This window comes from Streptosporangium sp. NPDC023825, assembly GCF_040639575.1.
GTDB lineage: Bacteria > Actinomycetota > Actinomycetes > Streptosporangiales > Streptosporangiaceae > Streptosporangium.
Genome location: NZ_JBFAAE010000024.1, coordinates 47,445 through 67,007 on the forward strand (window position 1 = coordinate 47,445; position 19,563 = coordinate 67,007).

At 71.7% G+C, this 19,563-nt stretch carries 19 protein-coding genes and 1 riboswitch; of the genes, 6 read left to right on the top strand and 13 right to left on the bottom strand.

Annotation, left to right across the window (positions count from 1 at the left end):
* Position 1: 1 nt before the first annotated feature.
* The gene (pheA, locus tag AB0G15_RS21725; protein ID WP_362842475.1) at positions 2–922 is read right to left on the bottom strand and encodes a prephenate dehydratase; all 921 of its coding nucleotides are present in this window, start codon (positions 920–922) and stop codon (positions 2–4) included.
* Positions 923–1,204: 282 nt separating this feature from the next.
* Positions 1,205–2,623 (bottom strand): glycosyltransferase 87 family protein, encoded by a 1,419-nt coding sequence (locus AB0G15_RS21730; RefSeq protein WP_362842477.1) that lies wholly within the window; start codon positions 2,621–2,623, stop codon positions 1,205–1,207.
* A 65-nt stretch (positions 2,624–2,688) separates the two neighbouring features.
* On the opposite strand from AB0G15_RS21730, the gene AB0G15_RS21735 reads away from it, so the two are divergent.
* A complete protein-coding gene (locus AB0G15_RS21735) occupies positions 2,689–5,139 on the top strand; it encodes a hypothetical protein (protein WP_362842480.1) in 2,451 nt (816 codons plus the stop codon).
* On the opposite strand, the gene mptB is transcribed toward AB0G15_RS21735, so the two are convergent.
* The 3 genes from mptB to AB0G15_RS21750 form a co-directional block, all read right to left on the bottom strand.
* Positions 5,021–6,535 carry a polyprenol phosphomannose-dependent alpha 1,6 mannosyltransferase MptB gene (gene mptB, locus AB0G15_RS21740; protein ID WP_362842482.1) on the bottom strand — a complete coding sequence of 505 codons (1,515 nt, stop codon included), beginning with the start codon at positions 6,533–6,535 and terminating at the stop codon, positions 5,021–5,023. The genes AB0G15_RS21735 and mptB overlap by 119 nt on opposite strands.
* A 153-nt stretch (positions 6,536–6,688) precedes the next feature.
* Complete coding sequence (locus AB0G15_RS21745) at positions 6,689–7,369, bottom strand: glycosyltransferase (protein WP_362688539.1); 681 nt, start codon at positions 7,367–7,369, stop codon at positions 6,689–6,691.
* A 48-nt stretch (positions 7,370–7,417) separates the two neighbouring features.
* Positions 7,418–7,771 carry an STAS domain-containing protein gene (locus AB0G15_RS21750; protein WP_329088376.1) on the bottom strand — a complete coding sequence of 118 codons (354 nt, stop codon included), beginning with the start codon at positions 7,769–7,771 and terminating at the stop codon, positions 7,418–7,420.
* Between the two features lie 229 nt (positions 7,772–8,000).
* On the opposite strand from AB0G15_RS21750, the gene AB0G15_RS21755 reads away from it, so the two are divergent.
* Entirely contained in the window at positions 8,001–8,558 is a 558-nt protein-coding gene (locus AB0G15_RS21755; protein WP_362842484.1) for a hypothetical protein, read from the top strand.
* Positions 8,559–8,646: 88 nt separating this feature from the next.
* Here AB0G15_RS21755 and AB0G15_RS21760 read toward each other — a convergent pair whose 3' ends face one another.
* Both AB0G15_RS21760 and AB0G15_RS21765 read right to left on the bottom strand, forming a co-directional pair.
* Positions 8,647–9,774: a HAMP domain-containing sensor histidine kinase gene (locus AB0G15_RS21760; protein ID WP_362842487.1), complete on the bottom strand. Its 1,128-nt coding sequence runs from the start codon at positions 9,772–9,774 to the stop codon at positions 8,647–8,649.
* Complete coding sequence (locus tag AB0G15_RS21765; protein WP_362842490.1) at positions 9,771–10,466, bottom strand: response regulator transcription factor; 696 nt, start codon at positions 10,464–10,466, stop codon at positions 9,771–9,773. The genes AB0G15_RS21760 and AB0G15_RS21765 overlap by 4 nt, the downstream gene beginning before the upstream one ends.
* 129 nt (positions 10,467–10,595) lie before the next feature.
* Between AB0G15_RS21765 and AB0G15_RS21770 the strand changes: the two genes are divergently transcribed.
* The 3 genes from AB0G15_RS21770 (at position 10,596) to yidC (ending at position 11,961) form a co-directional block, all read left to right on the top strand.
* Entirely contained in the window at positions 10,596–10,763 is a 168-nt protein-coding gene (locus tag AB0G15_RS21770; RefSeq protein ID WP_344915193.1) for a hypothetical protein, read from the top strand.
* On the top strand, positions 10,760–11,026 hold the full coding sequence (locus AB0G15_RS21775) for a DUF6412 domain-containing protein (protein ID WP_362688526.1): 267 nt from the start codon (positions 10,760–10,762) through the stop codon (positions 11,024–11,026). Before AB0G15_RS21770 ends, AB0G15_RS21775 begins: the two co-directional genes overlap by 4 nt.
* A gap of 239 nt (positions 11,027–11,265) precedes the next feature.
* Positions 11,266–11,961, top strand: coding sequence for a membrane protein insertase YidC (gene yidC, locus AB0G15_RS21780; RefSeq protein WP_362842493.1), 696 nt, complete (start codon positions 11,266–11,268; stop codon positions 11,959–11,961).
* Positions 11,962–12,301: 340 nt separating this feature from the next.
* Here yidC and AB0G15_RS21785 read toward each other — a convergent pair whose 3' ends face one another.
* Positions 12,302–12,751, bottom strand: a complete 450-nt coding sequence (locus tag AB0G15_RS21785) for an ATP-binding protein (RefSeq protein ID WP_362688520.1) — start codon at positions 12,749–12,751, stop codon at positions 12,302–12,304.
* 157 nt (positions 12,752–12,908) lie between these two features.
* Positions 12,909–14,780 (bottom strand): PAS domain S-box protein, encoded by a 1,872-nt coding sequence (locus AB0G15_RS21790; RefSeq protein WP_362842496.1) that lies wholly within the window; start codon positions 14,778–14,780, stop codon positions 12,909–12,911.
* A gap of 125 nt (positions 14,781–14,905) precedes the next feature.
* On the opposite strand from AB0G15_RS21790, the gene AB0G15_RS21795 reads away from it, so the two are divergent.
* Positions 14,906–15,490 carry a methylated-DNA--[protein]-cysteine S-methyltransferase gene (locus tag AB0G15_RS21795; protein ID WP_362842500.1) on the top strand — a complete coding sequence of 195 codons (585 nt, stop codon included), beginning with the start codon at positions 14,906–14,908 and terminating at the stop codon, positions 15,488–15,490.
* 114 nt (positions 15,491–15,604) lie between these two features.
* Here the strand turns inward: AB0G15_RS21795 and AB0G15_RS21800 are convergent, their stop codons facing one another.
* From AB0G15_RS21800 to AB0G15_RS21815, 4 genes are all read right to left on the bottom strand, one after another.
* Entirely contained in the window at positions 15,605–16,978 is a 1,374-nt protein-coding gene (locus tag AB0G15_RS21800) for a cytosine permease (RefSeq protein ID WP_362842503.1), read from the bottom strand.
* A riboswitch (TPP riboswitch) is annotated at positions 16,969–17,081 on the bottom strand. It overlaps the preceding gene by 10 nt.
* A 719-nt stretch (positions 17,082–17,800) precedes the next feature.
* Positions 17,801–18,124 (bottom strand): rhodanese-like domain-containing protein, encoded by a 324-nt coding sequence (locus AB0G15_RS21805; RefSeq protein ID WP_362842506.1) that lies wholly within the window; start codon positions 18,122–18,124, stop codon positions 17,801–17,803.
* Between the two features lie 159 nt (positions 18,125–18,283).
* Positions 18,284–18,889, bottom strand: a complete 606-nt coding sequence (locus tag AB0G15_RS21810) for a TenA family protein (protein ID WP_362842508.1) — start codon at positions 18,887–18,889, stop codon at positions 18,284–18,286.
* A 15-nt stretch (positions 18,890–18,904) separates the two neighbouring features.
* Positions 18,905–19,495, bottom strand: coding sequence for a DM13 domain-containing protein (locus tag AB0G15_RS21815; protein ID WP_362842511.1), 591 nt, complete (start codon positions 19,493–19,495; stop codon positions 18,905–18,907).
* Between the last annotated feature and the right edge of the window lie 68 nt (positions 19,496–19,563).

Sequence of the window (19,563 nt, forward strand, 5' to 3'; positions counted from 1 at the left end):
ATCAGACCTGACCGGTGCGGACCCTGTTGAGCCAGCCGGCGGCCTCGGCGAAGTCACCGTCGTTCGTACCGCGCTTGATCTGCGGGAAGAGACCGTCGGCGCGCGGGTAGCTGCCCAGGAAGCGCACCTTGGCGGAGATGCGGTGCAGCCCCGAGATCGCCTCTCCGACGCGGGCGTCGGCGGCGTGGCCCTCGAACTCGAAGTGGAAGAAATAGCGGCCGATGCCGTCGCCGGTGGGCCGTGACTCGATGCGGGAGAGGTTGACGCCGCGGACGGAGAACTCGGTCAGCATCTCCTGCAGCGCGCCCGGGTGGTCGTCGGCGAGGAAGACGACCAGCGAGGTGCGGTCGGCACCCGTCGGCGCGGGCAGCGGGCCGGGACGCGACACCTGGACGAACCGGGTGACGGTGTCGGCGCGGTCGCCGATCCTGGCGGCGAGCTCGACCAGGCCGTAGTGCTCACCGGCGATGCGCGCGGCGATGGCCGCGTCGTACGGCGAGCCGGGAAGCGCGACCTCCTGCGCGGCGGCGGCGGTCGACGGGGCGGCGACCACCACGGCGTCGGGCAGCTCGCGGGCGATGAAGTTGCGGCACTGGGTGATGGCCGCCGGGTGGGAGAAGACCCTCTTGATGTGGCCGATCTCGGTGCCGGGACGCGCCAGGAGCGAGAACTCGACGGGGAGCAGCAGCTCGGCGGTGATGAGCAGCGACTCACCCCGGGCGAGCTCGTCAAGGGTCGTGGTGATGGCGCCTTCGAGCGAGTTCTCCATCGGGACGACGGCTCCGTCGGCCTCGCCTCGCCGGACGGCATCCAGGGCCGCGGTGACGTTCGGGCTCGGCAGGCGCTCGGCCTCGGGCGCCAGGATGCGCAGGGCTTCCTCGGTGAAGGTCCCCTCCGGTCCCAGGTAAGCGAGTTTCGACATGTCCCCAGGTTATCCGGCGACTGTCGGAAAATGTGCGCAGAATTACCTGCTCACGCGGCTGGCTCCGACATGATCATTCGAAGTCGTTCCACGTCGGAGGCACTATCCCGGCAGGGGAGCGGCCGGAACCGCCATGAGGGCGAGCAGGGGGAGCCGACAGGAGACTCGGTCCGGAACACCGTCAGGGAGACTCGGTCCGGAACACCGTCAGGGAGACTCGGCCCCGAACACCGTCAGGAGAGCGCCCGGAACACCGTCAGGGAGACTCGGTCCGGAACACCGTCAGGAGAGCGCCCGGAACGCCTCTCTCCGCCTGGGCAGCCATACCCCCAGCAGCCAGACCAGGGCCAGCGCGCCCAGGCCGAACCCGTTCTGCACGATCTTGCCCAGTACGGGGCTGAGCACCGGGATCTCCGCGGCCTTGATCGTCACCCCCCACCAGGGGATCGGCAGCACGTAGTAGAGCCAGACCCCGGCGGCCACCCGGAGCCTGACCGGGTCGCGCCCGTCACCGGCCAGCGCGCCGAGCACCACGACCACCCAGGCCAGATGATGGATCCAGGCGACCGGCGACAGCAGTACGGCCATCAGCCCGACCAGGGCGACCCCCGCCACGAGGTGCCCGTCGAGCAGGGCCCTGCGGGCGTGGCGGAAGCCGTACCAAGCGACCACCGCGACCAGCGCCACCCAGAGCAGGCTCGTCAGCACGTCCGGCAGGTAGAGGCGGATGAGCATGCCGCGCATCGACTGGTTGGTGGTCGCGGCGTTGGCGCCGAGCCGCTCGGGGTCGAGCAGCGCGCGGAACCAGAAGTCGGCGGCGTCCGCCGGGATCACCAGGAACGGCAACAGGGTCAGCAGCGCCGCGGTGAGCGCGGCCACGAAAAAGGTGCCGCGCTGCTCCCGCCTCGCGCCGGGCCCGAAACCGGCGAGGAGAAGGTAGATCAGGAAGACGCCCGGGGTGAGCTTGACCGCGGTGGCCAGGCCGATCAGCATGCCGCGCGGCCACACCGGACGCCGGGCCACGCAGTCGGCCAGGCAGAGCGCGACGAGCAGGATGTCCACCTGGCCGAAGCGGACCTGGTCCCTGATCGGCATCAGGTAGGTGCACGCGATCATCAGGGCGGCGAACAGCAGGGGTGCCCACAGGCGGCCCGCCCCGCCCTCGCCGGGCCTGGCGAGCCCGCCCAGCCGGGCGCGTACGCCCTCGAACGTCCCCGTCGTGCGCGCCGCGTCTCCGGCGGGCGCACCGGAGGCGGCGTCCGGGCCCGCGACGGCCGCACCGGGGACGGCATTCGGGCCTCCGACCACGGCGCCCGGACCTCCGAGCACGGCGCGGAAGGAGAGCCGGACGGTGACCGCCAGCGTCAGGAAGATCAACGCGGTCCACGCCCACTGCGCCGCCGTCCAGGACATCACCGCCAGCGGCGTGGCCAGCAGCGCCGCCACCGGCGGGTAGGTGAAGGGCAGCAGCTGCGGCGCGGGAGTGACGAACCCGTAAACGGGCCGGCCCTCCAGGATCGCCGCTCCGCCGGTACGGTAAACATCGAGGTCGACCAGGCGCTGGTCGTCCACGTTGCCCAGCCAGTAGAGCACCAGCGGGGCCACCGCGGCGGCGACGAGCAGCAACGCGGGCAGCCACGACACCCATGACAGCCACGTCGAGGGGCGCCGCCCGGTCGTGGTCACCTCGCCAGTCCTCACGAGCAGGCAGGTTACCGTGGGGCCGGGAAAACGGCCGCCCGGCGGATACGGACAGGGGGAACCGGATGGCTTCGGCACACCGCGGTCACGGGACCGCGCGCCCGGCCACCGGGGGGACCGCGACGCGACCGGCGCTCCGCCGGGCCGCCGGGACCGCTCCGGCCGCCGCGTCCCTGCTGCGGCCCCCGTTGCCGACCGCGCTGTTGATGTCGCTGACCGCGTTGCTGACCTTGCTCTGTGTCCTCCTCGGCGTCCCGGGCGCCTCGACGTCCTTCGCCGCCGCCGGCCCCGCAGGGACTCCCGGCGCTCCGGGCGCTCCAGGCGTTCCGGGCGCCTTCGGTGCCGGTACGACGGGCGCCTCGGCGAGGGCGCTTCCCGGGAAGGTGGTGATCGTCGGGATCCCGGGCCTGGAGTGGAGCGACCTGGACCGGGAGCGGACCCCGAACCTGTGGAGGCTGGTGGGCGAGGGCGGTTCCGCGTCCATGTCCACCCGGGCGGTTCCGCCGCCCGAGCGGGGGATCACCTGTCCGGTGGCGGGCTGGCTGACGGTCTCGGCCGGCCAGCGTGCGGGCGCGCCCGGTGCGGGCTGCGAGCCCCCGCGCCCACCGGAGCCGGCCCCCGGCGGCGGGGCGAGCGTGCCCGGCTGGGCCGAGCTGTCCGCTTTCAACGCCACCACCTCCTACCGGCCGGTTCTCGGGCAGCTGGGCGAGCTCGCGGCCGGCGCGGGCCTGAAGGTGGCCGCCGTCGGGCCGGGCGCCGCCCTCGCCGCCGCCAACAAGTCAGGAAAAATCGGGAAATACGCGGCGAGCATTGAGCAACTGGGCGACCTGTCCCCGTACGGCCTCATCGTGGTCGAGGCCGACGACCTCACCAGGGCCTGGACCGGCGGCCGCACCCCGGCCGGTGCCGCGGACGACCCTGCGGACGGCACCACGGACGAGATGACCGGCCAGGCCAGGCGGGAGGCCGTGGCCGGGGCCGACCGCGTGGTGGGCGCGGTCCTCGACCGCCTGCCCCCGTCACCCGGGACCCCGTCGCCCGGGACGGGGACCACGGTCCTGCTCGGGGGACTGGCCGACACCTCGGCGGCACCCCACCTGCACGTGGCGATCGCCCGGGGCCCGTCCCCCGGCGGGGGAACGTACGCCCGCGGCTACCTCACCGCCACCTCCACCCGCCAGGACGGCCTGGTCACGAACACCGACCTGACCGCCACCGCGATCGGCCTGCTGGACCTGAAGGTCCCCCACGGGGTCGTGGGACGCCCCTGGCTGGGCGACGCGCCGAGCGGGGAGCCGGTCGCGGCGACGGCCGGGAAACTGGCCGACGACGACCTCGCGAGCCAGGTGCTGCGCGAGGTGAGGGGACCGTTCTTCGCGGTGTTCGTGGCGGTGCAGATCCTGTTCTACCTGCTGGCCGCCGTCGCGATCCGCCGGGGCTGGGGCGGCTCGCGCGCCCTGACGGCCGTCCGGGCCGTCGCCGTGGTCAGCGGGGCGATCGCGGTCTCCACCTTCCTGGCGCAGCTGGTCCCCTGGTGGAGCCTGCCCGCGCCGATGGTCTGGGTGATCGTGACCATCCTCGGCTTCGCCTGCGCGGTCGCCGGGGTGGCGCTCGCCGGGCCGTGGCGGGCTCACCCGCTGGGCCCGCTGACGGTGGTCGCCGCGGTCACCTCGGTGGCGCTGCTGGCCGACGTGATGACCGGCTCGGCGCTTCAGGTGAACGCGGTCACCGGCTACGAGCCGGTCACCGGCGGGCGCTTCTACGGTTTCAGCAACATCGCCTTCGCCGTCTACTCCGCCGGCACGATCCTGGCCCTCGCCGGGATCGCCCAGTGGCTGATCTCGCGCGGCCGGCGCTCGCTCGCGCTCGCGGTGTGCGCGGCGTACGGGGGGCTGGCGGTGTTCGCCGACGGCTGGCCCGCGTGGGGTGCCGACTTCGGCGGGGTCCCGGCCTTCCTGGTGGGGGTGGCGGTCTTCCTGATCCTGCTGTCCGGCGGGCGGGTCTCGCCGCTCAGGCTGGTCCTGGTCGGCCTCGCGGGCGGCCTGCTGATCGGCGCCATAGCGGTGGCCGACTGGCTGCGGCCCGCCGAACAGCGCACCCACCTGGGCGCCTTCGTGCAGCAGGTGCTGGACGGGGAGGCCTGGACCGTGGTCGGCCGCAAGTTCGGCGCGATGATCGGGGTCACGGTCGGCAACTGGTCGCTGTCGCTGCTCACGCTGGTCGCGCTGGCGTTCCTGTTCCTGGTGCTCGACCGCCCGTCGCGGTGGGGCGCGTCGGCCCTGGGCCGGGCCTACGCGCTCGCGCCCGCGCTGCGCGCCGGGCTGATCGGGGCGCTGGCCTGCGCGCTGATCGGGTTCCTGATGAACGACTCGGGCATCGCGATCCCGGCCATGGCGCTCACGGTCGCGGTGCCGCTGACGCTGGCCGCCTGCGTGCGCGCCGTCCGGCTCTCGCCGCCCACCACGCCAGGGCGACCGTCAGTGCCAGCAGCGTCCACGGCACCACCGTCTCCCTGAGCAGGGTCTTCGTCCAGAGCAGGTCGTCGGGCCGCAGTGCCTCCCTGGCCGGGAGGTAGCCCAGCGACAGCACGACGACCCTGGCCACCATGAACGCCTCCAGCGCGGGCCAGGACGCCAGGGCCAGCAGCGCGAAGGCCAGCCCGTCGTACCAGGGCAGCGCGTACGGCGCGGCGAACAGCCAGGCGACCACCATCGCGGCGGCGACGACGGGCGCCGCACCGGCGGGCTGTACCCCCGGCACCCCCGGCACCCCCGGCACCACTGACGCCCGCAGCACCCCTGACGCCCGCAGCACCAGCCAGGCCAGGCAGGCCATCAGGAGCAGGGATCCGATCTGGATCCAGGCCGAGTACGCGCCCGGCCCGAAGAGCGACTGCAGCCCCACCTTGACGAGCTGCCAGGGCGTGGCGAGGGAGACCTTCCTGCTGGCGGCGCTCACCTGGTCGAGCACGTGCGGCCCGGCGACGGCGTAGATCGCCACCACGGTGGCCGTCGCGGTCCCCGCCACCACGGCGAGCCTGCCGGGCGAGCGGCGCAGCTCCCACGCCGGTCCGAGGGCGACGAGCCCGGCGTTGAGCTTGACCCCGATGCCCACCCCGAGCAGCAGCCCCGAGGCGGCCCCGCGAACCGTGAGCGCGGCGACCATGCAGGCGATGGCGAGGGTGTCGACGTGCATCCCGGCGGCCAGGTGGTAGATCATCAGCGGGTTGACCGTCCACAGCAGCGCCGCCCGCCGCTGGAGGTCGGCGTTCCCCCTGGCGAAACGGTGCAGCAGCAGCGCCGTGCCGACGAACGCCGCCGCGTTGACGACGGCCATCGCGAAGACCGTCAGCCTGACCGAGTCGCCGCCCACGAGACTCGCCAGCGCCTGCACCGCGGTGGCGACCGGACCGTAGACGCTGGTCACACCGGCCCACTCCTCCACCGCGCCGGTGACCGGGTCGCCGGGCAGGGCGGCGGGGGTGATCGCGTACGGGTCCCGGCCGAGCGTGACCAGGCGGCCGTACGCGGCGTAGTTGAGGTGGTCGGCCGAGCCGGAGGGCGGCAGGAAGGCGAGCAGGCCCGCCACCGCGCAACCGGCGTAGAGCAGCCGGCGCGGGTCGGGCCGCCACCGGGACCTGAGCGCGGCGGCGAGGCCGAGCCCGCCCAGCACGATGGCGACGGCGCCCAGGGCGATGGCCAGATGGGCGCCGGGGTGGGCCTCCAGCGAGTACGGAGGGTGCCAGGAGGGCCCTGGCAACCTCGGGACCATGGCCGAGGGGCCCAGCAGCCCGATCAGGACCGTGATCGCCACCGAGAGCCCCACGGCTCCGAACGCGGCCACGTCGAGCCCCCGCGGCGTATCGCCGGCGGGTCTCCGCCTCTCGTCGACGACCGACGCATCCCGAGTCACCCGCAAATTCCAGCACACCCGGCACGGTGCCCGGTGCGGTGCCCGGCGTGACGCCGGTGAACCGGGCGGTGCCGCGGGGCCCGGCCGGCGGTCCGGATCAGCCGGTCCGGATCAGCCGGTCCAGGTCAGCCGGCCGGGGTCAGCCGGTCCGGATCAGCGGCGTGCCAGGAGGGCGCGGGCGACGTCGCGGAACTGCCTGGCCCGGTGGATCTGGGCCTTCCAGTCGGTGCCGGTGGCCCGGTGGGCCATCTCGACCGGGACCTCGCGCACGCGAAAGCCCTTCCTCAGCAGGTCGATCGTGAGACCGGTCTCCACGCCGAAGCCGCGCGCCAGCGGCCGGGCGGCTTCGAAGGCCGCCCGGGTCAGGCAACGCTGCCCGTTGAGCGGCTGGGCGGGTGCCCAGCCGGTGGCGCGTTCGACGCCCTCGCGCGCGAGCCTCACGACGAACCCGTGGCCGCCCAGCTTCACGCGGGTGACGAAGACGGCGATCGTCATGTCGGCCTCGCCCGACGCGACCGGCTCGATCAGTGGCACGGCCGTACGGGCGGTCTCACCCAGGTCGGCGTCGAGGAACAGCAGGTGCCGGGGCTCCTCGCCGTCGAGCAGGCGTACCGCGTGGGCGCCGCTCTCCATGGCGGCGGCCTTTCCCCGGTTGTGGCTGTGCCGCACGACCCGGGCACCGGCGGCCTTGGCCACCCGCCCCGTCTGGTCGACGGAGCCGTCGTCGACGACCACGACGAGATCGACGCCGGGCAGCGCCAGGACCGCGGCCACGGTGGCCCCGATCCTGTCGCCCTCATCCTTGGCGGGAATGATCGCCGCCGTGCCGGTCATCGAACACCTCCAGTGTGGAGACCCCGGGCATCAGCCGTGGGGAGGACGTCATCCTTGGGAGTCGGAGGTCAGCAGCTTCTCCGGCAGCGTCTCGTGCACGACGAAGACGGAGTCGAGGCCGGTGACCTGGAGAATCTTGCGTACGGCCGGCCGGGGCGCCGCCACCTCCAGCGTGCCACCCCGCTCGCGCAGTCGCTTGAGCGCGGAGAGCAGCACGTTCATGCCGGTGGAGTCGCAGAACTCCACGGCGGACATGTCGAGGACGACAAGCATGGTCTGGCTCTGCCCAAGCAACCGAGTGAACTCGGCCTGCAGGCGAGGCGCGGTATATAGGTCGATTTCGCCAACGATGGTCACGACGGTGTGCCCGGCATGAGATCGAGTTGAGACTTTTAGCTCCACAGCGGGCACACTAGCGGCGCGAGAGCCGCTGGTCACGTTCTCTTGAACAACCCGAGTCGTCCGCCCTTTGTCCCCCGTTTCCGCCTCATGGAAACCCTGAGTGCGCGAAGCTTGACACTAAGCAACACCGGCTTGGCCGGAAAGGGGAGGAGACCCGGCGCCTCCCGATCGTCGCTGCGCTACGTCAGTGGCGGCCGTTGAGTTACGAGAAACGGGCTCGAACGCACCCATGAACACCGACCTACCTGAGGATCTCCAGCGACAGCGGCTCCGGGAGCACCTGGAGTCCATGATCACTCGCACCGACAAGGCCACCTCGTGGCGCGACGCGGCGAGTTCACTGCGAAGCCTGGTGAACCACGAGGGATACGTCCCGATCAGAACCCGCCTGTCGACCGAGGACCTCGACTTCCTCGAGGGAGCGCGCGAAGAGCTCCTCGACTTCGCCACGCTCGGCGTCAGGCTGCTCGACCTGCACCAGCCGCGCGACGCGGGCGGCATCACCAGCGATGCCGCGCATCCGATCCTGCGCTGCCGCAGCTGCATGTGGCGCTGGCCGTGCCCGACGTTCCGGGCGATGGTGGAGTCTCTCGGCACCACCAGGAGGCTGACCTCCTGCCAGCACGTCGAGCCCGACACCGAGGGCGGCGAGTGCGCGCAGATGACCCTCATGGTCTCGGTGAGGCCCGAGGGCCCGCAGGGCACCACGAGCCACGTCACGCCCGCGCCGGCCGCCAACGGCACCGCCAACGGCACCACCGGTTCCAACGGCACCTGCGCGAGCTGACCGCCGCCGCCCACCCGCGCTCGCCGGCGTCCGGACCCGACAGGACCCGACAGGACCCGACAGGACCCGACAGGACCGGCCGGGCAGGTCAGGCGGAGAGCGGCAGGCGGATCTCGAAGCGGCAGCCGGGGCCGGAGTTGACGACGCCGATCGCCCCCTCGTGGGCCTCGACGATGCCGCGCGCGATCGCCAGGCCGAGACCCGCCCCTGCGCCGTCGACGCCGGGGGTACGGGCCGTCTCGCCGCGGAAGGCGACGTCGAAGACGCGGGGCAGGTCGTCGGCCGGGATGCCGCCGCAGCCGTCGGCGACGGACAGGCAGGCGGTGTCGTCCTCGGCCGAGACGTGGACCACGACCGCGCCGTCGCCCGGAGTGTGCCTGATCGCGTTGACCACCAGGTTGCGCAGCGCCCGGGAGAGCTGGGCCGCGTCGGCCTGCACGGGGACCACCGGGCCGACCTCACCGCTCAGCCGCACTCCCTTGCCCCTGGCCAGCTCCTCCACCCCGGCCAGCGCGTCGGCGACCAGGTCGCCGAGGCCGATCCGGTCACGCGAAAGGCGTAGCGTCCCCGCGTGGATCCTGGACAGCTCGAACAGGTCGTCGACCATGCCCGACATCCGGTCCACCTCCAGGAGGATCTGCCGGTGGTAGCGGCCGACGGTCTCCGGATCGGCGACCACCCTGTCCTCCAGGGCCTCGGCCATGGCCCGCATGCCCGCCAGCGGGGTGCGCAGGTCGTGGCTGACCCAGGAGACGAGCTCGCGGCGGGCGCTCTCCAGGGCGCGCTCGCGCTCATGGCCGAGGCGCAGCCGCCGGTAGGCCTGGTCCAGGCTCCCGGCGATCGTGCCGAGCTCCGCGGGCAGCCCCTCGGGGGGCGTGAACTCCCCCGAGGCCGGTACGGCGTGCACGGCGTCGACGAGCTTGCGGCTGGCCTTCACTACCCGGCGCGAGAGCACCGTCGCGACACCCAGCCCGACCAGGCCGCTCACGGCGACGACGCTGAGCACGATGTCCCTCAGCGTCCCCTCGATGATCATTTTCAGGGTGAGGGCCGTCATCCCGCCGACCGTCGCCATGACGGTCACCACGACGACCACCGCGAGCATCACGCCGATCGACCGCTCGCGCAGCAGCCGCATCGTGCCCAGCCCGGCCAGCGCGATCAGCAGGCCGAGCCCGGCGGTGACCGCGACGATCATCAGGATCTCCGGGATCACGGCTCCGCCAGCGGTTCGTAGCGGTAGCCGACCCCCCACACGGTGACGATGCGCCGGGGGTCGGTCGGGTCGGGCTCGATCTTCTCGCGGAGGCGGCGGACGTGGACGGTCACCGTGGACGAGTCACCGAAGGACCAGCCCCAGACCTGGTCGAGCAGGGCGGAGCGGCTGAAGGCCTGGCGGGGGTTGCGCATCAGGTGGGCGAGGAGGTCGAACTCGCGGGCGGTCAGCATGATCTCGTCACCGCGGAGCCGGACCTCGTGGGCACCGACGTCGACCGCCAGCTCGCCGTCCCTGAGCACGCCGGTACCGGCCGGCAGGGATGACCCGCGCGCCCGCCGCAGTACGGACTGCACGCGCAGCGCCAGCTCCCGGGGGCTGAAGGGCTTCGTGACGTAGTCGTCGGCGCCGGTCTCCAGGCCGACGACCCTGTCCAGCTCGTCGCCGAGCGCGGTCAACATGATCACCGGAACCGGCCACCGCTCCCTGAGCTTCCTGCAGACCTGGAGACCGTCCATCTTGGGGAGCATCAGGTCGAGCACCATCAGGTCGGGCGGATTGGCCAGCGCGCGTCTGAGCGCCTCGGCGCCGTCTCCGACGCACTCGACCACGTGACCGTCGCGTTCCAGGTAGCGGGCCACGACCTCGGCCACCATCGAATCGTCGTCGACCACCAGAATCCGCGCACTCATGGCCCCCACGGTAGGCCCGCGAGGGGACGATCCCTAAGCCGTGTCACCGGTCCGTAAGCACTCGATCGTTATGACCATCGTTACGATCAAGGCGCCCGCCGTCGCCCCGCCCGGCGTACGGTGGATCGCATGAGTCGTATCGTGCTGGGGGTTCTGGGCGTCCTGCTCGCGCTCTACGTGGTGTTCGGGTTCGTGCTGCCCGCCCTCTTCGGGCTGCTGAAGTTCGCACTCGTCCTGGCGGTGGTGGCCTTCGTGGTCGTCGCGCTGGTCACCGCGGTGGCCAAGTTCAAGAAGTGAACCTGCTGCTCGCCGTCCAGACCCTGGCGGTCTGGATGTTCGACGGCGGCGGTGTCCTGACGGCCGCCGCCGTGGTCGGGCTGGGCGTGTTCCTGCTCGCCTGGGCGCTGCGCCCGGCGCCCGTCACCTCGGGTACGGAGTCACGGTCGCCGATGTCCCGGCGCGACCGGGCCAGACGGACGATGTTCGTCCGGCAGCGCGACCCCGACGCGGCCGGGAGGTCCCGGCCCAGAGCACCCTCCGCGGGCCCGGCGCCCGCGTAATCCTCCGCGACCTCCCGCGATCCTCGCGTGCCCCGCGCGCACGTGACCGGCGATCCTCGCGTGCCCCGCGCGCACGTGACCGGCATGCCCCCGCACGCGCGTGATCACCGTGTACACACGTGGTCACCGTGCCCCGGGGGCACCCGGCCGCCGTGCGCCGCGCGTGCGCGTCCCGGAAAGACCCCGCGGTCCGCGGGCGCCTTCTGTGCCGTCTCCACTCCGCTCAGAAGGGCCCTCTCATGTTCGACCCCGTCATCGCGTTCGTCGCCGGCCTCATCGCCGCGCTCGCCGAGCCGCTGGGCTCCACGGCTCCGGCGATCGTCGTGTTCACCGTCCTCGTCCGGCTGATGCTGCTCCCCCTCGGTGTCATGCAGGCCAGGGGCGAGCGGGCCAGGGTCCGCCTCGCCCCGGAGCTCCAGAGGCTCAAGAAGCGCCACGGCCGCAACCCCGAGCGGCTCCAGCGGGAACTGGCCGCCCTCTACGCCAGGGAGAAGACCTCGCCGCTGGCCGGATGCCTGCCGTCCGTGGCGCAGATGCCGTTCCTCATGGTGACGTACCAGGTGTTCATCTCCTCGACGATCGCCGGGCAGGCCAACGCTCTTTTGACCCACGGGCTCCTGGGGGTGCCGCTCGGTCAGCAGTTCGCGAGCACGGTGGCCGGGTTCGGGCTGATCAGCGGCCCGACCCTGGTCTTCGCCGGCCTCTTCCTGCTGCTCCTCGCCGTGGCGTGGATCACGTCCCGCCGGATGCGGCGCACGATGAGCGAGGACGTTCAGCCCGCGGCGCTGCGCCGGATACTGCCCCTGCTGCCGTACGGGACCGTCCTGGTCGCCGCGGTGCTGCCGCTCGCGGCGGGGATCTATCTCCTCGTCACGACGGCCTGGACGGCCGGGGAGAAGGCCGTGCTGCACCGCCCGGCGCTCGCCGGGGGATGAGGGCGAGGCGCTGTCCGCCGGCGCGGTGACCGCACAGGGCGAAATGCTCGGAAACGTCTATTACCGCGACCGGGACCGCCACCGGGCCGGAAACCCCGGCGTCCAGAGAGGGTGGTGGACTTCGTACCGATGCGTCCTGCGGTACGACAAGTGGTTCCTCTACGTATAACGCGTTCTCCGACAAAGACGTCGCCCCGCTGGAAAACTTTCACACCTGGTCAGGGGCGTCATCCCGCCATAAAGCCTTCACGCCGGACGCGGGGATGTCGCCCCGCCGAAGAAGTGCCTGGTCCCGTCCCGCTTCACGACATTCGAAGCGGGACGAAACCCGGAAAGAGGATTATCCGCATTCCCTGAGAGCGGGTTCGGGGGCGGGAACGTGGCCGTTACCTACCGTGTCGACCGCCGTGACCACCGCCCATACCGTGGTGATGTCCCCCTCGTGTCTGACGCCCCAATTGGAGGCCAGATACTCGACGATTCCAAGGCCTCGCCCTCCCAGGGAGGAGAGCGTCGGGCGTCCCGCCCGCGGTTCGGTGGCCGCGCCACCGTCACTCACAGCGACCTCGACATGCTCCTCGGTCCAGCGCCACGACACTCTGATCTGTCCTGACGGCAACGGGTGGGCGTGACGCAGCGCGTTGCTCAGCAGTTCGCTGACCACGAGCACCGCGTCGTCGATGGCGGTCTCGTACACACCCCGTTCCTGCAGGTCAGAGCAGAGACGCTGGCGTGCGACAGCGACGCTGGACGGTGCATACGGCAACAGAACGACGCTCGACGCACTCACCTCCCCGTATGCCTGTTCCCCCCTGAGGAACTCACCCCAGTACGACCGAAATGCCCCGTTAGATAGTCTTGGAAACCGAGCGTCAATTACAGCTTGTGCACATTCGACAATAGATCAGCACATCCGTTACCGACTCGTTACTGGTTCGGCGTGTCGATCAGGTAAGGGCGTCCGGCGTGTCGGCGATACGAAGGACCAGCCTCATCCGGGTGCCGCCGGAGGGACGCGGATGCGCCGAGACCTCCCCGCCCTGGGCCCGCGCGAGGCTCCGCACGATGTAGAGGCCGAGACCGACCCCGCCGAACCTGCGGCGGTCGCCGCTGTCGGCCTGGACGAAGCGCTCGAAGACGCGCTCCCTGCTGGCATGGGCGATACCGACGCCCTCGTCGTCCACCACCAGCACCACCCTGTCGCCGTCCGCCCAGGCCTCGACCCTGATCAGGCCACCGTCCGGCGAGTACTTGAAGGCGTTCTCCAGCAGCTGGGCCAGCAGGATGTCGGTGGCCAGCGCGTCACCCGAGACCGGGGGCAGGTCGTCGGGGACGTCGACCTCGACCCGGTGCAGGTCCGACAGGATCGGCAGGCCCAGCGTGGCGGCCCGGATCAGCTCGGCCAGGTCGAAGCTCTCGATCCTGAGCGTGAGCTCGCCGGCCCCCGCGCGCGAGCCCAGCAGCAGGTGGTCCATGAGCTGGCCCAGCGAGCGGGCCCGCTCGGCGATGGTGTGCACGGCGGCACGGCGCTCGGCCTCGGCCATGCTGTCCCAGCGGCTGTCGAGCGTGCTGGCGAAACCGCGGACCACGGTGATCGGCGTGCGGAGCTCGTGGCTGGTGGTGGCGAGGAAGAGGTCCTTGGCCTCCTCCAGCTCCTTCGCGCGGGTGACGTCGCGGAAGTCGACCACGATCTCGCCCGTCTCCACGATCTCCGCGCAGAGCACGTCCAGCCAGGTGCCCGAGGGCAGCTGGATGCTGAGCTTGTCCCCCGGCCCCGGCAACTGGAACGGCGGCGGCCCGCCGATCACCTCGGCCGCGTGGAAGCCGGTCAGCTCGCTGGCCGTCGGGTTCCACTGGACCACCCGGCCCGTGTCGTCGAGGACCGCGATGCCGTCGGCGCTGGCGTCGAACACCGCCCGCTCGTGGGCGCGCTGCCGCACGGCCTCCTGGTAGGCCATGGCGTTGCCCACGGCGATGCCCGCGTGACCGGCGAGGAGCTCCAGCAGCTCCAGCTCCAGGTGGCCCGCCTTGCGCTTGGCGAACAGCGCGTACAGCGCGCCGTACGACCGCCCGCCCATGGCCGCGAGGCCGAGCGCGATGGTGTGCAGGCCGGGCAGCCGCGACCAGATCAGCCGGTCCAGCCGGTCCTGGTCGCCGGTCTCCAGCAGGACGGTCCTGCCCTCGCGCAGCAGCTTGCCGACCAGGCTGGTGCGGAGGTCGGCGGTCGAGTCGCGCATCGAGTCGGGCAGGTTGTGACAGGCCACGAGGCGGAGCCGGTCACCCTCGATCATCACGAACCCGCCCGCGTCGGCCCCGGTCAGGTCGGCGAGACTGGCCGCGATCCGGTCGAGCACGGCGGGCAGCTCCAGCTCGGCGTTGATGTCGGCGACCACGTCGGTGAGCCTGCGGACGAGCTGCGCCCGGCGGGCGTTGCGGTCGTTGGCGGTCTCGTCGTCCTGGGCCAGGTGGTAGACGCTGACGTAGCCGAGGAGGGCGCCGTCCGGCGCGGACAGCGCGGCGGTGTCGACCCGCACGTCGAGCAGGCTGCCGTCGCGGCGGAACCGCTTGGTCCTCAGCGAGACCTGACCACCGGTGCGGACCTTCTCCAGGACCGCGTTGTGCTCGGCCGTCAGCTCCTCGGGGACCACCGGCACCCGGCGGCCGACCATCTCGCCGGCCGACCAGCCGAACAGACGCTCGGCGGCGGGATTCCAGGCGAGAACCGTCTGCTCGCGATCGATGGCGACGATCGCGTTGGGCGCCGCGGCGACGACCTCACGGCCGATGCCCCCGTCACTGTCGGCCCTGTAGTCCACCACACACCCATAGTGCCGTCTCAACCGGTCTGATCTTGGCACTTTCGTCCCGCACGTGTTGCCACTGGCCGGGCGATCCGTCCGATACTCTGCGGTCACCACACACCTGGATACGAAAGGGTGGGGCCATGTCATCCGGCGACATCGATGCATTGCTACGGGTGACCTCGCCCGACTACGTCGGCACGAGCCATCCCGACATCGCGTTCGGCACGCTCGACGGCCCGCTGGGGCGTCTGACCCTCGCCGTGACGAGCAGGGGTGTGGTGGCCTGCAGCTACGAGGACGAGAACGTCGTCTTCGAGCGGATCAGCAGGGAGGTCGGCACGTTCATCGGGCCGGACGCCCGGCGGCTCGACCCGGTGCGCCGGGAGCTGGACGCCTACTTCTCCGCCAGGCTCCGCGCCTTCACGACGCCGGTCGACCTGCGTCTGGCCACCCAGTTCTCCAGGACCGTGCTGCAGATGATGCTCGCGGTGCCGTACGGGACGGTGACGACCTACCTCGAGATCGCCGAGCGGATCGGCAGGCCGCGCGCGCTGCGCGCGGTCGGCAACGCGCTGGGCAGCAACCCGGTGTGCGTCATCGTGCCGTGCCACCGGGTGGTCGAGAGCGAGGCGGTCCTCGGCGGGTACGCCGGGGGCTCGGCCGCCAAGGAACGCCTGCTGCGCATCGAGTCCGCCGCCGTGCTCCGCGGGCCCGGCGACGCGTAGACCGCGGTCCTTTCACCCCGGGACCCCACGACCGCCCTGGGATCGCCCCACGACCCCCTGGGACCGCCGCGCCTCTGCGCGGACCGGAAACGCCGGAAGCCGTACGGCGCGCGGTCAGGAGCGGCGACGGAGCGCGCCGAGCCCCAGGGTGACGAGACCCGCGACGAGGAACGCGGCGACGGACGCGCTCATCCACGGCTGCGGGACGAAGCCGATCGCGTCGCGGGCGCCCTTCCAGAACGAGGACCACCACGCGACCTCCGGGGCGACCGGCAGCGCGGCGAGCATCCACCAGGCCACGAAGCCCAGCACCCACGGGAGCACCATGAGCGGGCGCGAGGGCGCGGTCTCCGAGGTGTCCCAGCGCCTGTCGCCGCCGAGCAGGAAGTAGTCCACCGCGAGCACCGCGAACATCGGCACGAAGACCGCCCCGATGAGGCCGAGGAAGACGGTGTAGGTCTGGTCGGTGGCGAAGATCGCGAGCAGGGTGACCAGCGCGCCGATGGCCACGGAGATGACCCGGCGGTCCAGCCTGGGCAGCAGGTTCTGCAGCGACATCGCGGTGGAGTAGACGTTCACGAACGACTGGTCGGTCTCGCGCAGCACCAGGATGCCGAAGAAGATCGGGCCGAGGGCCGCGGCCACGAAGGGGTCCCAGACCTGGCCGGGGTCGTTGCCGACCAGCGCGAGCGCCGCGATGCCGAGGACCAGGCAGGCCACCTGGGCGATCGTGTAGCCGCCGACGACCCCGGCGAACGCGGCCCTGCCGGAGCGGGAGAAGCGGGCGAAGTCCGCCGCGACCGGCACCCACGAGACCGACAGCGCGATCACGTAGTCGACCGAGGGGGCGAACGCCTCCCAGGATCCGCCGCCGATCGCCGGTCCCCGCTGGAACAGGGCGACCATGAACCAGATCATCGAGATCACCACGGCGGCGGTGACGTACCTGCGGAGCAGGCGGACCGCTCCCAGCGGCCGGATGGTCAGCGCGGTGGTGATCACCCCCGCGAGGACCACCCAGAGCGCGTAGGGCACCTCGATCCCGAAGGATCCCGCGATGGCCTGGGCTCCCTGGGAGATGACCCACAGCTCGAAGACGCCCCAGCCCAGCATCTGGACGATGTTCAGCACGGTCGGCAGGTAGGAGAGCCTGGCCCCGAACAGCCCGCGCAGCAGGACCATCGCCGGAGCACCGGTCCGCTGCCCGGGAATCGCGGCCAGGCCCACCATCGCGGTGCCGACGACGCTGCCCACGACGGCGGCCAGGATCGCGGCCACGAAGCTCAGCGGCCGGTCGCCGAGCGGATTGATCAGCGTGATCGCGCCGGAGAAGCCGAGCAGGCTGACACCCAGATTGGCCCAGAGCGCTCCTTGGTCGAGCACGCCGAGGGCCTTGGGGGGAGCCTCGCCGAGGGTGAGGGGCGCCTCGGCCGCCCCGGAGTTTCCGGAATCGCCGGAACCCTTGGAATCGACGGCGGCAGACGTCATCACGCACTCCCTACGCCGGCATTACCCGGACAGGTTCATGCGGTCGGCGACAGCCGTAGTCGCCCTCTCAGCCTGGTTGCCCCAAGCTCCCGCGTTGGTTGACACGCGAAGCCGGGATCGCCCCAGCTCGCGCCCTCATGATGCACCATCCGTCCGTATTCGGCCAGTGCCGGACCGGCTCGGCCGTCTCACGAAAGAGTCCCTGGACGTTCGCAGAAGCGCAGCCGCGTACGTAGCGGTAGCCGTACTTCATGGCTGTACGACAACTCCATTGCTGTACGACAACCGCCTGGCCTCCAGGTCTGGAGGCACTCCCGGACCTGGAGGTCCGCCGTGCGGAGCACTCCAGAACCCGAGCCAGGAGAGAGCGGGATCCCGCGGTTGAGGAGACGGAATCCCGCGACGAATATCACCGAAATTCTCAGGGGCGAAGGACCGAGGACGGCGCGCACATCTCATGGCCACTGCCGTACTTCGTAGCCGCACGAGGAGAGAAACGGTCCTCTACCGATGCGTGAATGGCCTCTGACCCGCGCTGCAGCGGCGGCACACGTAAGCGCAGCACCGTCCGGACAGGTTCATGCGGCCGGCGGCGCGTCGGATGTCGATGAGACCCTCTGCGTGGTTCCGCCCCCCAGCCCGGTTACGCCCGAGCTTCCGCGGCGGAAATTCGCCCTGATCATTCCGTTCACTCCTTTCTCGACAAGGGTCTCTCCTGGCGAGAGCCTCGGCGGGGGCTCTCCTTCGCGTCTCGGCGAGGGCCCTCCTCGCGCGGCCCTGGAGGCTCGGGCGCGGGAGGCTCGGGCGACGGGTTCGGACGGCTCAGGCGACGAAGGGGTCCTGGCCGCTCTCGGCGATCATCGGACGCCCCGCGACGTCCCAGGACCGCATGCCGCCGCCGACGTTGATCGCGTCCCAGCCGACGTGGTTGAGCCAGGCGGTGGCGTTCGCGGAACGGCCGCCGACCCGGCAGATCACGTAGACGGGCGCGCCCTTGGGCACCTCGTCGACCCGGGACTGCAGCTCACCCAGGGGAATGTGGACGGCGCCGGGCGCGTGCCCGGCACGCCACTCGTCGTTCTCGCGCACGTCGAGCAGGAACGCGTCATCCGGCACGGCCTGCGCCTCGACCTCAGGAACACTCATACGCCCATTGTTCCAACTCCTCCACCGGATGGGGCGCAAAGCCCCGTGGATGCCCTCATCCGGACCTTCGATTTCCCCTGATAGCAGGCCAATTTGGTACGTCCAGCCGTACCGGATCACCCGGCCCGCGGCGGCATCCGGGCAGCGGGGCGGACAAGGTCAGGGAACGTCCCAGAAGGCGAGTTCGTGAGCCATTCCCTCGGCGAACAGCTTCCCGGCCCTGCCCGGGTCCGGCACCGCCTCGTCGATCATCACCGCGATGCGCCCGGTCAGCTCGGCGAAGGCCGGGTGGGCGTAGGTGTCGACCCAGGCGCGGTAGCGGGGCTCGGCGGGCGGATTCTCCGCCAGGGCGCGGCCGAGCGTGGAGTAGCCCCACATGCAGGGGTAGAGCGCGGCCAGGCCGTCGGCGTAGACGGCCGCGGAGTCGAGCAGGAAGGAGGTGTACGCCGCGCAGGCCGGGCCCTTCCTCGCGCCGCCGAGGTCGGCGCCGAACTCGGCCGACAGCGACCGGTGCAGGCTCAGCTCCTCGTGGAAGGTGGCGTGCGCCAGGTCCACCAGGTCGCCCAGATGCCCGTCCGGGGCCTGCCAGGCGAGCCGCGAGAAGACGCGGACGTAGTCGAGCAGGAACAGGTAGTCCTGCTCCAGCCACGACCGGAACACCGGCTCGGGGAGATCTCCCCGAGCGATGCCCGCCACCGTCGGATGGGCGAGCTGCGCCTCGACGAGCGGGCGGCCGATGACGTGGAGTTCCTCAGAGACGCTCATGGGTCGGAGATTGTGTCAGGTCAGGGCGGCGGCGCCGAAGGAGACGCCGAAGCGCTTGCACCAGATGGTGACGGACCTCAGGCTGTCGAGGTCGGCCCCGGCGGGAATGGCGTAGTTGGCGTTGCCCCTGTTGCCCTTCAGGTCGCCGAGTTCGAGGTGCTTGCCGTCGTCCAGGTTGAACCATCCCGCGTTGCCCTTCTTGACGGGCTGGTCACTGAGCCAGACCCGCAGGTCCGGGCCGTCGGAGGTGTCCAGGTTCTCGATCCGCAGGACCCGGCTCCCGTCGGACAGTTCCAGCACCCTCGCCCTGCCCTCGGTCTCGTGCTCGTGGGAGATGAACGTGCCCGTGGCCAGGACCTTCGGCTCCTGATCCTGAGCGGTCTCGGTGGCCCTGGTCTCGGTGGCCCTGGCGGGCTCGCCCGTCTCGTCCTGCCGGGTGGCCTGCGGCCCGGGGGACGCGGCCGCGGCGGGCAGCGCCTCGTTCACCTCGACGGTGGTGAACAGGCGCCACGGCTGGAACAGGTACAGCGCGACACCGAGCGCGACGGCGCCCAGCGCCAGGACACCCCACGTGACGGGGTGCCGGAGCAGCCTCTTGACCCTCATCTGGACTCCCATCGCATACCTCCGGTGTGGAGACCCCCGGCCTCCGGTTACGGCGAGGAAGTCGAGAC